Source organism: Bartonella sp. SL320 (assembly GCF_059687635.1).
Map to the genome: position 1 here is coordinate 1475188 of NZ_CM185143.1, position 16408 is coordinate 1491595.

10 protein-coding genes are annotated in these 16408 nt (G+C 37.5%); 8 read left to right on the top strand and 2 right to left on the bottom strand.

Features of this window, described 5'->3' with window-relative positions; genetic code table 11:
- Positions 1-95: 95 nt before the first annotated feature.
- Entirely contained in the window at positions 96-2189 is a 2094-nt protein-coding gene (locus tag AC6ER8_RS06130) for a lytic transglycosylase domain-containing protein (protein WP_497077834.1), read from the top strand.
- A gap of 1030 nt (positions 2190-3219) precedes the next feature.
- Here the strand turns inward: AC6ER8_RS06130 and AC6ER8_RS06135 are convergent.
- A complete protein-coding gene (locus tag AC6ER8_RS06135; protein WP_497077835.1) occupies positions 3220-3999 on the bottom strand; it encodes an energy transducer TonB family protein in 780 nt (259 codons plus the stop codon).
- A 255-nt stretch (positions 4000-4254) separates the two neighbouring features.
- On the opposite strand from AC6ER8_RS06135, the gene AC6ER8_RS06140 reads away from it, so the two are divergent.
- The 5 genes from AC6ER8_RS06140 (at position 4255) to AC6ER8_RS06160 (ending at position 10573) form a co-directional block, all read left to right on the top strand.
- Positions 4255-6432, top strand: a complete 2178-nt coding sequence (locus tag AC6ER8_RS06140; protein ID WP_497077836.1) for a TonB-dependent hemoglobin/transferrin/lactoferrin family receptor — start codon at positions 4255-4257, stop codon at positions 6430-6432.
- Positions 6433-6694: 262 nt separating this feature from the next.
- Positions 6695-7738 (top strand): hemin-degrading factor, encoded by a 1044-nt coding sequence (locus AC6ER8_RS06145; RefSeq protein WP_497077837.1) that lies wholly within the window; start codon positions 6695-6697, stop codon positions 7736-7738.
- An 11-nt stretch (positions 7739-7749) separates the two neighbouring features.
- Entirely contained in the window at positions 7750-8655 is a 906-nt protein-coding gene (locus AC6ER8_RS06150; protein ID WP_497077838.1) for a heme/hemin ABC transporter substrate-binding protein, read from the top strand.
- 20 nt (positions 8656-8675) lie between these two features.
- A complete protein-coding gene (locus tag AC6ER8_RS06155; protein WP_497077839.1) occupies positions 8676-9755 on the top strand; it encodes a FecCD family ABC transporter permease in 1080 nt (359 codons plus the stop codon).
- Positions 9752-10573 carry a heme ABC transporter ATP-binding protein gene (locus AC6ER8_RS06160; protein WP_497077840.1) on the top strand — a complete coding sequence of 274 codons (822 nt, stop codon included), beginning with the start codon at positions 9752-9754 and terminating at the stop codon, positions 10571-10573. The genes AC6ER8_RS06155 and AC6ER8_RS06160 overlap by 4 nt, the downstream gene beginning before the upstream one ends.
- A gap of 693 nt (positions 10574-11266) precedes the next feature.
- Here the strand turns inward: AC6ER8_RS06160 and bgtC are convergent.
- Positions 11267-12241, bottom strand: coding sequence for a gene transfer agent tail collar protein BgtC (bgtC, locus tag AC6ER8_RS06165; RefSeq protein WP_497077841.1), 975 nt, complete (start codon positions 12239-12241; stop codon positions 11267-11269).
- Between the two features lie 1396 nt (positions 12242-13637).
- Between bgtC and thiC the strand changes: the two genes are divergently transcribed.
- Both thiC and AC6ER8_RS06175 read left to right on the top strand, forming a co-directional pair.
- Positions 13638-15458 (top strand): phosphomethylpyrimidine synthase ThiC, encoded by a 1821-nt coding sequence (gene thiC / locus AC6ER8_RS06170; RefSeq protein ID WP_497077842.1) that lies wholly within the window; start codon positions 13638-13640, stop codon positions 15456-15458.
- Entirely contained in the window at positions 15455-16405 is a 951-nt protein-coding gene (locus tag AC6ER8_RS06175) for an FAD-dependent oxidoreductase (RefSeq protein WP_497077843.1), read from the top strand. Before thiC ends, AC6ER8_RS06175 begins: the two co-directional genes overlap by 4 nt.
- The last annotated feature ends 3 nt before the right edge of the window (positions 16406-16408 follow it).

A 16408-nucleotide genomic window follows, 5' to 3' on the forward strand; every position in this document is an offset into this window, starting at 1 on the left:
TTAAAATAAACTGTCTATATTAACGCGTTTTTCATGCTTATGTTCTATAACCTCTTCAGTTTTTACAAAAAGCAAGGTCTGAAGGTCTTTTTTCTATGCGTGTATTTTCCACCTCTCTTTTCGTATCAACCTTTACTGCATTTATACTGGCAATAAGAATTTTACTTTCAAGTGCCTATGCACAAACACCTCTTTTACATGGAACAGCCCCCATTCCTTTGGCGCGCCCTACCCCCCTTACCTTAAAACAAAAAGCTCAAGAATCTTCTCAACAGAAAGACTCGACAGCACATACTACTGCAGCACTCAAGAAACTGAAAGCTGGGCTCGATGCTCTTGCAAACAACAATGTTGCAAAAACAATAAGTCTTCGTAATTCACTGGAAAAACATAATCTTGATCGTTACATTTTGACATGGGCACTGGGGATATCCAACCAAGATAAGATACCAAGTGCTGAAATATTTAATGCAATCAACGTGCTCAAAGGATGGCCAGGCATAGAAACGATGCAACGCAATGCTGAACGTGCTTTTCTGAATGAAACCAATGTTACACGCGCTATCATCCAAAAATTTTCTCATCATCCCCCCCGAACAGCACAAGGCATGGCTCTCTTTACTAAAGCGCTTATGGCAACAGGACAAACCACTCGTGCTCAACACGTTATTGCACCGTGGTGGCATAAAACACCGCTTAATGCGAAAGAAGAAATGTTTGTTCTTAAAAATGCAGGCGCTGCTTTAAAACCCATTGATCATTTAAAACGCATGCAGTCTATGCTGTATGCACATCGCTTTGATTCAGCGGCACGCGTTGCAAAACTAGCCCATGCCCAATCTCTTTTTAATGCCTTTGTGGCCGTTGAAAAAAAGGATCCTAAAGCGACAAAAAAATTACAAGCGATAGAGAGAGTATGGAAAAAAAATTCTTTCTTTCAGTTTACTCGAATGCGCCATCTTCGAAAAACAGAGCAATATGATGCAGCTGCAACGCTCATGATGAAAACATCCAAAGATGCCTTTCATCTTATGAACCCTTATTCATTGTGGAAAGAACAACGAGCACTTTCTCGCGAAATGCTCGATTTAAACAAACCAAAAATAGCTTATCAACTCGTTGTGATGCACACAGGGTTAACCTCTGAATTAGCCGTCGATGCTCAGTTTCACGCAGGATGGTATGCTCTACGGTTTCTTCATAACCCTCAATTAGCAATGCAGCATTTTTCATGCATTCCTCAACTCTCTTCTTCACCTTTTTCTGCGTCACGTGGATATTACTGGATGGGACGAACAGCAGAAGCGCTAGGAGAACACAAAAATGCCCAGCATTACTTTCATCGCGCAGCTCATTTTGGTGCAACCTATTATGGTCAATTAGCCGCTGCACGACTCAACCAAAAACAGCTGAATATTTCCTTTCCAAAACCGACAACCGCTGAGCGACAACATTTTAGTGCACGAAAAGCGATCAAAGCCATTCAACGTCTTGAAGAAGCAGGCTATACTGATTTTGCTAAAGTTTTTTATAGAGAACTCGGAAAAAAAATAGAAAGCCCCGGTGAATTAGCTCTTCTGGCTGTTATGGCAGAAAAAAATGGGGACTATTATACCAGCCTCAAAATCGGAAAAATGGCTGCATTTCGGGGAAAAAATGTCGGAGCACTTGCTCATCCTCTGGGAGCCATACCAGCTTCTACTCATATTTCTGTAGAAGAAAAATCACTTATTTATGCTATTGCTCGTCAAGAAAGCGAATTTAATCCGACAGCCATATCAAAAGCAGGAGCACAAGGCATACTCCAATTGCTTCCTACAACAGCAAAGGCACTCGCAAAAAAATACTCAATCGCATGGTCTCATAAAAAATTCAGCAGCGACGCCCGTTATAATGTAACATTAGGAGCTCATTTTCTCAATGAACAATTGGAACGTTTTAATGGATCCTATATACTAACGCTTATTGGCTATAATGCGGGGCCTCGTCGGGTCAATGAATGGATAAAACGTTATGGCGATCCTCGAGGACAATCTCTTGATAACATCATTGATTGGATTGAGCGCATTCCTTATACAGAAACACGCAATTATGTGATGCGTGTCATGGAAAATTACGGTGTCTATAAAGCAAGACTTACTGGAAAAATAGATATCAAAACCGACCTGCTTTCGGGTCGCTGGAAATAATATGCCTTAATCTTCCCTAATAGCATGGTGTTCTTAAGAAACATTTTATCCTCTTCTAAAGAGTACTCGCATATAACCCTGCTTTATGAAGTGCAAATCTGTGATTTGAACTGATGTCGTATTAATAGAGCTGAAAGGGGGAAATCCTATGCTATTTGGGGCTTTCATTTTAAATATAAAATAATGATTTATCATTACAAATCATCATGTTGCACAAATAGTGCATTTCATCTTAACACATAAACAATAATATCACAGAGGTTTCAATGTAAAAAAAGTGAAAAGAATAGTTCATTTTTTTACTGTTTCTTATTCATCAACATTCAAATCTTGTACAACACCATGTTTTGAGAGTGTTTTTTCTGTTTACAATATTTCTATACTAAATCGGAGGCATTATTGCATCTATCTACTTGGAGCATTCTGAAGCAAAAAGAAAGACTCATGGAACGTGAAAACCTTTAAAAAATATCCTCCCGCCCCTTCCCTTTTCATTTAGCTTGACGACTTTAAAAACATATCGATATCTAAAAAAAATGAAGAGGAAGCTTTGCCTTTTATTTCTCTTATTTTTATATAAGTTCTTTTTATATAAGTTCACATCCTTCATACAAAATAGAATATCTGGCCCAAATGTAGGTGTTTCTTATGCCTATTTTTATTTTGAAAAGATATTTTTTAATGTTTCTAAACTCATTTCACAACAATGATGTTACTGAAGAGTATAGATGAAAAAACGCTTACGAATGGTATAAAAATCGATGAGACATATAACCTTTACTTACGTAAAATATAGTTCTCTCATCTCCAGACTCCCAATGGTGAAAAAGCCTTTTGGTCTAGAGCATTCTAAGAAATATGTTCACTCCTAAAATTTTTTATCCATGTTCTCTCTTGTGACACCTTTAAGCGAATGATTTTGATTGATTCAACGTCAAAAAGATTTGAAAAACCATATTTCATTCAAATGATAAAATAGCTAGTCATCATTACAAATCAATATATTACCCCAACAGAGCTCCCTATAAAATCAGCTAAATATCAAGGATACTCTGATCATTTTATTTACTTTTGATGGTGGAGGGGGCGGAAAAGAACCAACACGTTGAAGAGCTGCCATAGCCAATCGATCAAGCTCTGGATCTCCAGCAGAAACAACGATACGACTAGAAAAAATACTCCCCTGCTCATGCACTCTAAATTCTAACTTCACCGTTCCTTTTGCACTACTGGTACGCTGTCTTACAACATAATTTTTTTGCTGTTCTAATTGCGACTGCACCTTTGCTAACCACTCCATTAACATTATATCTTCAAGCCCTGCTGTACTGCTGCTTTTTCTGGCGCTTGATGAACGCACAGCCTTTGCAAGGGGTTGTTTCACAACGGTCTTTGGTCTTATTTTTTTCTCAGATATTTTATCTTCTACTTTTGGGAGAAAAGATTCTTCCAGTTTTTTTTCTGTAAAATCATCTTTTTCTACAGTATGCTGCGGCTCTTCCGGTTGAATTTCATCTAGTGTTTCCAATATTTCTGGCTCTTGTCCTGCAAGATCCGGCTGTAATCGTTCTGATTCTGTACTGACATTTGATAAATCTATATCATGATCTGGATTCGATGAATCTATATCAATATCCAAATGTGGAGACTCTTGAGTAAGCGTTAGCACAACTGTTGACGAGAGCATACCATTACGAACACCCGTCTTTCGAAAATAAAACTGTGTTCCCAATGCAATATGCAATGAAAGAGCGCCAACAAATGCACCAATCCAAAGAGTTGATAACTGCCTCGTATTTGCAAAATTCATCGTTGCTTCCGCCACTATTCTAAGTGCAATATTGGTATCTCATCTCATTAAAACAAGCTATTTTGAAATTGCAACTTTTTTCTTGACTGATTTTATCATGTTTAATATGGTTCTCTGTGATTTTATATTATTAAATCATTCCTGCTTGGTTGGCTAATTTTTGATAGGGTTAAGTCAAGCGTTTTTACGGGCATTTTTATATGTAAAATTTCAAGCTTAGAGAGGGGATGTTTTTAAAAAAGGTTATAATGTGTTATGCAAATAAGACGAAAAAATATCCATAAGAGCTGTGTGATTTTAGGTGCGTTGTCGGTCTGTATACCTTCATTTGTTTTTGCACAAAACAGCGATAAGAATGTTGTAACTGAACTCAAGCCAATCCTTATTAAAGGAAAAAAGATAAAGGATGCTTCAAATTCAATAACCGTTCTAACTGATCGTCAAACCAGCAAGAATATTGATGAAAAACAAATAACTGATGTTTATGATGTCAGTCGTCTTAATCCTTCTGTCTCCTATAACTCGGAAAATAATAGTTTTGTTATTCGTGGTTTAGATGCAAACCGTGTTGTTACGACAATGGATGGTATTTCTCTTCCATGGTTTAATGATATATTCCGTGGTGGCGGTGGAAATACCACTTTTGATTTCAATGCTCTTTCTACGTTTGATACTATTCAAGGGTCCGATTTTAGTCTTTATGGTTCTGGCGCCCTAGGAGGAATAATTGCGCTGCGTACCCTTAATCCTGAAGATCTTATTGGGGAAGGGAAAAATTGGGGAAGCCTTATCAAAGGGGGGTATCATTCTGTTGATAATAGTTGGCGCATTGATCAAGCTTTTGCTGTGCGCAATTATCGGACATTTTTGCTTTTCCAAGGCTCTTATATAGAAGGTCATGAGCGTAAAAATATGGGAACAGAGGACGGGTATGGAGAGCGTACACGTAAAAACCCCTCTCATTTTGACAAAAATAATTTGCTCTTTAAAATTCATCAATATTTGAGTGATAATCACCGGCTTGGTTTTACCGCAGAGCGTTTTGGTCATAATAGTAATACACATGCATTAAATTCATCTAAGAGATATGCTCCAGGTTCTGTTTATGAGCAAGATGATAAACTTCGTGAGCGCTTTTCTCTTTCTTATAATTATAGTGGTAATGGCGATGCGGTTCTTGATGCGTTTAGTGGGCAGCTTTATTGGCAAAGGCAATCAAGTCGTTACGTTACGACCGGCGTTCGTGTTTCAGCCCCCAAAGGCGATTATTTAAGGGATAATTTTTTGCGGAACATCAATTATGGTTTCAATGCTAATGCGCTTAAAAAAGTTGATTTTGGTACTGTAAGCCATACGTTGAAATTTGCAACAGATGTTGCGTCATCTAAATTTCATCACTATTTGTTCGGTAAAGACAATTGCCATATAGAAGAATATGCGAGAGGATGTCTTTTTGTTCCTGCTAACCGATCAGATTCACCAGACACCAATGGTTACAATTTAGGTTTTGTTTTTGAAGATGAAATTGGTTTGAATGATAATCGTTTTCGTGTAACACCGGGAATTCGATATGATTGGTACAAGTATGTTCCTCAGAAAACACCTGCTTATGAGAAGGCACTGATTTCTGATAAATTCCCTCCAGAAAGAAATGGATCACGCTTTTCTCCTAAATTACGTGCCGAATGGGATGTTCGTAATCAAGTTACACTCTATGCTCAGTGGGCACAAGCTTTTCGTGCACCCCGTATTTCAGAGCTTTACGTCTCTTACATTAAGCCCTCTGCTTATTACGTGAAAGGAAATCCTGATCTTCAACCAGAAACAAGCAATGGGTATGATGTTGGTCTGCGGTATGGAAATGCAAATTTCGGTGGTTCATTTAACGCCTTTATCAATCAATATAAAAATTTCATAGATACCGAGGACAGAGGACCATCAGAAGAATTCAGATTTGCGCGTCGGCATTACATGAATCGTTCGCGTGTACAGATTTTTGGTCTTGAAACAAATGCGCATTTAGTTCTTAAAAATGGTTTTCATACCAATGTTGCGCTTACTTATTCGCAAGGAAAAGACCTTGACAAAAAGGAATATCTTAACTCAATTCCTCCTTTAAAAGCCATTATCGGATTGGGATATGCAAAAGAGGTTTGGGGAAGTGATATTATTCTTACTTTGGCAGCCAAACGTGATAAAGTGGCAGAGGAATCTGATTATCAAAAAATTCCAGGATATCATGTCGTTGATATGACAGGATGGTGGAAGCCATTCGGTGAAACGGGGCCTGTTCTAAGAGCTGGTGTTTATAATCTTTTCAATACAAAATATTGGAATGCATCAGAGCTTCCTTCAGGAAAAAGTTCAACACCGAAGGATTATTATAGCCAGCCTGGTCGCAACTTTAAGGTATCGTTTGTACAAAAATTTTAATCACTTCTGTTAGCAATTTAGTTAATAGAAAATCATATCGATAAAAGGATAAATTATTTGTGTTTCTGTTTTTAATATCTTTAAAATCATAAAGATTTGGAAGCTTGTATTCTTTCCATTTTATCGTTTTTTGATTGTTCTGCTGTTGGTGATAAAGCGTTATTTTGTGATAGATTGAACTTCTTTAAGCGTTCAATCTATCACCGTGGAATGTAAAATTTGAGAGTTCGTTTTTGAGTTAAGTAAAATAAGGTTGAAGTCCATGCCCCATACAGCTGAAATGATTCTTCGTTTACGTGAAGAAAAAAAAGAAATGCGAAACCGTGATTTTGCCGTTTCGATTGGTATATCTGAAGCGGAATTGATTGCGGCTTATTGTAGTGTTGGAAAAGCAAAAAAGCTACAAACTGATGTTGCTACTCTCTTGGAGAGTGCTCCTCGACTTGGAAAAGTCATGGTCTTAACACGCAACGAACATGCTGTTCATGAAATAACAGGATGTTTTGAAAAAATTGTTCAAAATCAACATGTTCCTATAACACTTGGTGAAATTGATTTGCGTATTTTTACGAAACACTGGAAGTTTGGTTTTGAATATGATCTCATCATTCGTGGAAAACCTGCAAAAAGTTTACAATTCTTTGATCCACATGGCGTTGCTATTTTAAAAATCTATTCTCAAGATATGACGAATATGGAAGAGTGGAATGAACTTGTTGAGAAGCTCCTTCTTGAAGATCAGTCTTCTGTTCTCGACATCCTTCCTGTTTCTCTCCCCATTCATTGTGACATAACAGAATTGGACATTGAGAAGTTTCGAGATCGTTGGCGGAAAATGACCAATGTACACCAACTTCACGAAATTATTTCTGAATTTAAAATTAATCGACATCATGCTGTAAAATATGCTGGCAATGAATTTGCTGAAGAATTACAGGTCAATGCTGTTGAAATAATGTTGAATCAAGCCGCACAACAAGAATTGCCCATTATGTGCTTTGTTGGAAATAAGGGATGTATTCAAATTTTTAGTGGAATTGTAAAAAATATTAAGCAAATGGGACCTTGGCTTAATGTTCTTGATCCAGGATTTGACCTCCATTTACTCACGTCTGGAATTGCGAGTGTATGGCATGTTCGAAAACCTACCCGTGATGGTTATGTCAGTTCACTTGAGGTTTTTGATAAGAATGATGAAATGATTGTTCAATTCTTTGGCCTGCGCAAAGAAGGTCAAAAAGAGCGTGAAGATTGGCGTTCTTTATTGAAATCTCTTCCGCTCTATCAAGAATTAGTCGTCGCTTAGGAAGATGAAATATGCTTATACTTCTTTTGCGCAGACACTTAAGCTTTTTTCTTCTTTTTATATTGCTTTCTCTTAGCTTCTTTTCTCAAAGAGCCATTGCTGAACCTACCACACATTTTTCTGAAAATGCACGAATTGTCTCCATTGGTGGTTCTCTTACAGAAATTGTTTATGCATTAGGCGCACAAGATCGACTTGTTGCCCGTGATAGTACGAGTGTTTATCCCAAAGAAGCCCTCAAACTTCCTGTACTGGGCTATATGCGCGCTCTTTCACCGGAAGGTGTGCTGTCTCTTGCTCCAGAAGGCATCTTACTTGTTGAAGGAAGTGGGCCTCCTTCAACAATTGAAATTCTCAAAAAAACATCAATTCCTATCGTGATTATACCAGAAGACTATTCTCGAGAAAGTGTCATAGAAAAAATTCGCCTTGTGGGAAAAGCCATCCATCGTGAAGCACAGGCTGCTGAGCTCATTCAAAAAGTGAGTCGCGATTTTGTAGAAAATGATGCTCTTTTGGCAAAAGTAACCAAACCAAAGCGTGTGCTTTTTATTTTGTCCGTGCAAAATGGACGCGTTATGGCATCTGGAACAAATACAGCGGCTGATGGTATCATAAAACTTTCAGGAGCTATTAATGCTATTACGGATTATAAGGGGTATAAGCTTCTCAATAACGAAGCATTATTGAAAGCAAATCCTGATGCTATTTTACTGATAACACATAGTGGAAAATCTACTAATCTTGAGAAGCTTTTAGCGATACCAGCCATTCAAGCAACAACTGCCGCTAAAAATCATGCTATTAAACAAATGGATGCTATGTATCTTTTAGGATTTGGTCCACGCACTCCAGAGGCATCAAGAGACCTTATTCATATGCTTTATGGTGCAAACCAAAGCGATAAAAACGGATAGAATTGGTAGAGAATCCATCCATGGTTTATGCCTCTGAAACAGGAAAAAATAAAAAAACAAATCGTGAAAATGCGAGAAAAATACTCTTATTAGGCCTCGTAATATTCCTCATCTTTAGTATGTTAAGCGGCCTTTTAAATGGTGCTTCAAATACTTCATTTTTTGATTTTCTCTATAGCATGTTTACGCAAGAATTTTCTGTCAGTCGTAAAACACGCGATTATCTCATATTTATTGATATAAGGCTTCCTCGCGTTATCTTAGGGTTATTGATCGGCGCCGCTTTGGCTGTCTCTGGCGTTCTTATGCAAGGACTTTTTCGTAATCCTCTTGCAGATCCTGGCATTGTAGGTGTCTCAGCAGGGGCCGGTCTTGGTGCTGTTTTAGCCATTGTTGTAGGTTTTGCCTTTCCTGTTTCATTTGCACCTTTTCTAGAACCTTACAAAGTTATCATAGGCGCTTTTTGTGGTGGGCTTTTATCAACGATTATTCTCTATATAATCGCAACGCATCATAGCTTTACCTCTATTGCAACCATGTTGCTTGCTGGTATCGCTCTTGGTGCCTTAAGTGGTGCAGTTGTCGGAACGTTGATTTTTATGGCCAATGACCAACAATTACGTGATATCACTTTTTGGAGTCTTGGTTCTCTTGCGGGTGCAACATGGTTGAAAGTATGGCTTGTTCTCCCTTTCATCTTTGTTGGTCTTCTTTTTTCTCCTTTTTTATCACGCGCACTGAATGCTCTGGCTCTTGGAGAAGCTGTTGCTGGCCATATCGGTTTCCCTGTGCAACGTGTTAAAAATATTGCTATTCCCCTTGTTGCTCTTATGTGTGGTAGTTCTGTTGCTGTCAGTGGTGGTATTGGTTTTATTGGTATTATTGTTCCTCATATCTTACGTCAGCTCATTGGTCCCGATCACCGTTATCTCATTCCTTATTCTGCTCTTTTGGGAGCAGCATTACTTATTTTTGCTGATACGTTTTCACGCTTAATTGTTGCCCCCGCAGAATTACCAATTGGAATCGTAACAGCGCTTTTTGGTTCCCCTTTCTTCCTGTGGATCCTTATATGCAAAAGAGGAACAGACTTTTCATGATTGAAGCGACAGATATTTGCGTTCAGCGCGGAAAGAAACAGATTCTTAAGCACATTAATCTTCAAGCTAAAAGTGGAGCTTTTACCATCATTATTGGTCCCAACGGATCTGGGAAAAGTACTTTTATCAAAGCATTGAGTGGGGAAATTCCTTACAGTGGAAAAATGATCTTAAATGGTTATGATGTCCGACAAACAAAGATTTATGAGATGGCAAAAATGCGCGCTGTGCTCCCGCAATCAACAACGCTTGTATTTCCATTCTTAGTCCATGAAGTTGTAGGGCTTGGCCTTTCTGTCAATCAAATTACCACTGCCAAAGCCAAACTGCAAAATCTTATCCACGAAGCTTTAGAGCGCGTTGACCTTTCTGATTACGGTAACCTTTATTATCACCAATTATCAGGTGGAGAACAAGCGCGTGTACAACTTGCGCGTGTTCTCTGTCAAATCTGGGAACCCATTTATAATGGAACTCCCCGTTGGATGATATTAGATGAACCTATTGCTAGCCTCGATATTCAACATCAAATTATCGTTATGGATATTGCAAAACAATTTGCTCATTCTGGTGGTGGTGTTCTTGCTGTTCTTCACGACCTCAATCTCGCGGCCCATTATGCAGATAGCATGATTTTGCTCAAAGAGGGAGAGGTTTATTGCGAAGGAAATGCTTCTGCCGTTTTGACAACACAAAATCTCCGCAATGTTTATCATTGTTCCTTAAACGTTTCTGAATTACCTAAAGAAGATATCCCGTTTATACTCCCTCAAACAGCATCCTCCTATGAAGTCAGATCTCAAAACCATCGACTTTAGTTTCAAAATTACAAGCCATGAGAAAAATAAAACATGCCAATATTCAAGAGTCTGTTTTATTTTACACAAGTGTCTTTCTGTCATCTATCATTAACAACACACACAAAAGATATTTTTAGAAAAAACCACCTCATTAAAATCATTTAAGATTTTACGTAACTAGAAATATTGGAGCTTTTATTTTGCTATCACGCGTTTATATAACATGAAATACACATTTTCGGCTCTTTCTATCACTCTTGTCTTTATGAAAATACTCCAAGAAATAAGTTTTACAGATGAAAGATCTCTTTATGAGATGAATGACCTTCATAGAGAGGTCTGTTGTTTTTGCACACTAAAAAACGTTACAAACATTGCATTTTTTCATGCATCAAATTGAATAACGCTCTCTCTTTTTACCCTCTCAAAACATCTTACGAAAAAATATATATCAAGATCACTCAAGGATAAATTTTTAAATGATTTTTACACATTTTCTCTATGTCATCATTATAAAAAATTACAATTTAAGCTATATCATCAGCTCTACAGATTCAACGGCCTCCTATCATTTAAAAATTGTTTTTTGACTCTTTTAAGTATCGTATTAACAGTATAGGTTTTCTTTTCACATGCATAAAAATAACGCGGAATTACTCCGCGTTAGTAAAATTATCAAATGTGTAGAGCTTCTTTATTCCTCGATCACGCTCATGACTTTATAGCATAGACAACCGTTGTATTAACAGGTCGCGTTTCTGTCTCACCCGTATGGGAAAGAGTTATCTTGTGTGTATGTGCATCAATAGGATCTGTTGTCCCTTGCAAGGTAGCATTATAGGTATAATAACGCGATGATCTCCCAATATCACCAGTCTGCCATCCAACGCCTTTATATTGAAAATTGTGTGTATGCTCGCCTGCTTCTTCAATGGTTCCAATATGCGTATGCGATTTTATGCTATCTTGCTGTTCATTGGCAAATAGTCTATCCTCATCTAAACCACGGCCATCATCAAAACCACGTAAAAACATGCCCCTAAAATCTGGAACTTTAAAAGTTGTTTCACTGTCTTTTCCCCATGTATCCCCTATTGCCTTGAATAGCTGCGGATAATCTTCACGTTTATAGGCTTTACCATCACATAAAAGCCAACCGACTGGTGCTTCTTGCATAGCAAATGTCGCAATAAATCCAGCAGGAAAAATTTCTATCTTTGGTGGTGTAGGATTTAATAAATACCATCCCTCATGCTCTTGTATTGAAAAACCATTATTGTATACCATTTCATAGATGCCATCTGTTTGTAATTCTCCGCCTTCTAATGGTGTAATGCCTGCATCAGTGGCTTTATAGATAAGTTTTTCTCCTATGTTATTAAGAGTTACTGTCGTCGTGCCAATATTCACACCACGCGCTTTAAAACGTATAACGATATCATTATTATATTTCTTTATAGACGAAACTGTCTTTAAAGTAATTAATGTTGTTTTATCTTCCGCATTGATCACAAAGCTTGAGTCAATAGATCCACCATTATCTGCAAGATATTCACGCACGCGCTGCATCATCGCCCGCGCACTATCATTGACAGAACTAGGTGGCTGACCTTCTGCCCAATTAATGATATTATCTGAATGAGCATTTTCATCAGCTTTTAGTGACCAATCGTAAATATTAGACATTATAAATCCCCCATAATGTTCATCGTTTTTCTAATAATTTTTCATTCTATGCTGTAAAATGTTCTTACCGCATTGTTATATCATAACCACTGTACAATCCCCATATTTTACGTGCTCTCTTGCTCTTTACTCCTTTCAATTTAATAAGCTAATTTCATCAGATTTTTTTATAATATCAGTCTTAAATGCTTCCACTTCTACTGTGTAATATAGCCATCTCATCTGATGTTACTTAATATCTTACTTTGTTGCTTTATTATTGTTATATAATTGTATTTTTAATCTTGCATCTTGTTGCAAAGTTTACAAATACTGTTCAAATTTTCCATCGCTATGGATTTCATATAACCATTATTAAATGCAGTAACTTGTCATCTACATAGAAATCTGTTGATTTAAATTTTTAATGAGATACTTTTTTTCAATATGTTAATTTATTTTTTGACTATAATTTGTATTTTAAAAATTCAAAATTTAGTTTCTTCTTTGCATGCTTCATTATATTTTTATTTACATGCAGATACTTTATTCTATTTCATTCAATTTATTCCTGAAAGTGTATTATGAGATCAGTACCAATGTTTTTTGAACTGACTTCTCTTCAACCTTAATGTATCATAGAAAATATATTCGATATGATAATCTCTTCTCTTCAGTAGACTGAAATACTAAAACAAAATCATAGACTTTTCTCAAATCTAAAATTGTATCTGTATCTCTGAAGATTGTATCCGATCTGGGCCCTAAGAAACAAGCCCTCACCCCCAACCTCTTATAAAAACATGTCGCCAGCTCTTTAAAACCAACGCTCTGTAACCGCCTGCTCCCCTCTTACACTTAAAACGGCTCTCCTAGTGTATATATTTTATTATAGGTATATTTTTTTTGCAAGAACAATAAATCCTTTTAAACATGATCTCGCAATTATTGGAGTTTTCTTTAATTCATTACGATATAAAAATAAGCATTTTCCAAACTATTTTGCAAACTCATCTGGCTCATTAATAAAAAAAACAAAAATGCTTCATTAATTGAGCATTTGCTATCCCTTCAACGGTCCAAGATGACTTCTTAATATTATAGTTTATGGCTTCATAATATCTATTTTCATTCTCTAAAAACACATCAAAATCGTTAAAATATATCTTTGTGATTGACAATGTCCGTATTTAAGCCAATCATATCTGTGCTCATAAAAGTGTTTACATGGGGGAGTGCAGATATTATTTAAATATTGCGTTAATCTTTTCAAAATAAATTTTCTTAAGCTTTGTTGAAGGCCGCTTACTATAAAGTATTATAAGTCTTTCTTCATTTAAGAGTACATAATTGATCGTTTGAATATATCCCCATACCACCTTGGTTTTTAAACTCTGTATTTAGAAGGAAAAAGTTTGTGCCGAAAAATATTCCATCAATCAGTTGTGGTCCCTTTCCCGCTTCACGCAAAATTTATCAACAGAGCCTGCTCTTTTCTGATGTACGTGTTCCATTGCGTGAAATTTCATTAACCGATGGTAGTGGTGAAAAACCTTTAAGTGTTTATGATACTTCTGGCCCCTATACCGACAAAGATGCAACCATTGATCTTACCAAAGGTTTACCCGCAATTGGCTCATCTTGGCTCTCTAAGCGTGCTGATACTGAAGCTTATCCTGCACGCCCAATTAAACCTGAAGATAATGGATTAACAAGCTCTCCTATACCAGCCTTTGAACAAAAACGTCCTATTTTACGCGCCAAAAGTGGTAAAGGAATTACACAAATGGCATATGCCCGTGCGGGGATTATTACAGAAGAAATGGAATATGTTGCTATACGAGAAAATGAAGGATTAGCCGTAAAAGATCAACAAAAAGCGCAATCAAATCCATTGGGGGGAGAAATACCAGAAATTTATACTGCGGAATTTGTTCGGAATGAAATTGCAAATGGACGCGCTATTATTCCCCAAAATATCAATCACCCAGAATGCGAGCCAATGATTATCGGACGCAATTTTCGTGTTAAAATTAATGCCAATATTGGCAATTCTGCCGTAACGTCTTCAATGGCAGAAGAAGTTGATAAAATGGTTTGGGCTATTCGTTGGGGGGCAGATACAGTAATGGATCTCTCGACAGGGCGGAATATTCACAATATTCGTGAGTGGATTATTCGAAATTCCCCTGTTCCCATTGGGACTGTTCCTCTTTATCAAGCACTCGAAAAAGTACAAGGTATTGCGGAAAATTTAACATGGGATATTTTTCGTGATACTCTCATAGAACAAGCAGAACAAGGCGTTGATTATTTTACTATTCATGCTGGCTTAAGGTTACCATTTATTCCGATGACCATTGATCGTGTCACAGGTATTGTTTCACGAGGTGGTTCTATTATGGCAAAATGGTGTCTCCATCATCATAAAGAAAGCTTTCTCTATGAGCATTTTGATGAAATTTGTGATATTGCAAGCACCTATGATATCTCTCTTTCCTTAGGAGATGGATTACGCCCTGGTTCTATTGCTGATGCTAATGATGAAGCCCAATTTGCTGAACTGAGAACTTTAGGAGAATTGACAAAAATTGCTTGGAAAAAAAATGTACAGGTGATGATTGAAGGACCAGGACATGTTCCCATGCACAAAATTAAAGAAAATATGGAGCAGCAACTCGATCTTTGTCATGAAGCCCCTTTTTATACTTTGGGACCTCTTACAACTGATATCGCTCCTGGCTATGACCATATCACATCCGCCATTGGGGCGGCGATGATTGGATGGTTTGGAACCGCTATGTTGTGCTATGTAACCCCTAAAGAACATTTAGGACTTCCCGATAAAAGTGATGTCAAAACGGGTGTTATCACTTATAAAATCGCCGCTCATGCGGCTGATCTTGCAAAAGGTTTGCCCAGAGCACAATTGCGCGATAATGCTCTTTCACGTGCACGATTTGACTTTAGATGGCATGATCAATTCAATCTGTCTCTTGATCCAGAAACAGCGTGTGCCTTTCATGATGAAACAATGCCGAAAGATGCCCATAAATTGGTGCATTTTTGTTCCATGTGTGGACCAAAATTCTGTTCTATGCGTATTTCTCATGATATTCGTGATGCTGCAGCACTCCAAAAAACAAAAGGTGAAGGGATGGTTGCTATGGCTGAAAAATATCAAGAAAATGGTGATCTTTATGTTGAAGCACCTCAAAAAAAGAGAGCACACAGTTGAAGAATATCCTTATCAAAGGTGCGGGGGTTGGTGGTTTAACCGTTGCTTTTATGTTAAAACAAAAAGGCGCTCATGTGACTGTATCGGCCCCTTCTTCTTCTCCTATAGGAACGGCAAGTTGGTATGCGGGCGGAATGCTCGCCCCTTACTGTGAAAGAGAAAATGCTGAACAGATTGTTGAAGACCTTGGTGTACAAGCCATACAATGGTGGTCTACAACATTTCCGGATCTTGTTATACAAAAAGGAACTTTAGTCGTTGCACCAGCACGAGATAAGGTAGAACTTAAACGATTTTCAGAGCGGACACATCATTATAGAATGATAAACCATGCAGAAATAGCGCATCTTGAACCCGATCTTGCAGAACATTTTGATTGTGCTCTTTTTTATGAAAATGAAGCTCATCTTGATCCTCGTAAAGCGCTTATTGCTTTAAAAGAAATCCTGATAAAAAACGGGGCATGTTTTGTTGATGTCGAAATAGCTGAAACAGATTTTGATATGATTATTGATGCAACAGGCATAGACCGTTTGGGAAAAGATAAAAATATACGGGGGGTGCGTGGTGAAATGCTGCTGGTGCGCAGTAAAGATATTAAACTTTCCCGCCCAATTCGTCTCCTCCATCCACGGATTCCGCTCTATATTGTACCACGGAAAGATAATATTTTTATGATTGGTGCAACGATGATTGAAAGTGACTTTGAGGGGGCCATATCGGTTAGATCAATGATGGAACTGCTCAACGCTGCCTATACATTGCACCCTGCTTTTGCTGAAGCAGAAATTGTTGAATCCGGCGTTGGAGTTCGCCCAGCCTATCCTGATAACTTCCCTTCTGTATACAAATATGGTAATCACATCTCTATAAATGGATTTTATAGACATGGTTTTCTTTTATCTCCAGAAATGGCAAAACGAGCAGTAAAATTGGCATTGGAATAAAAT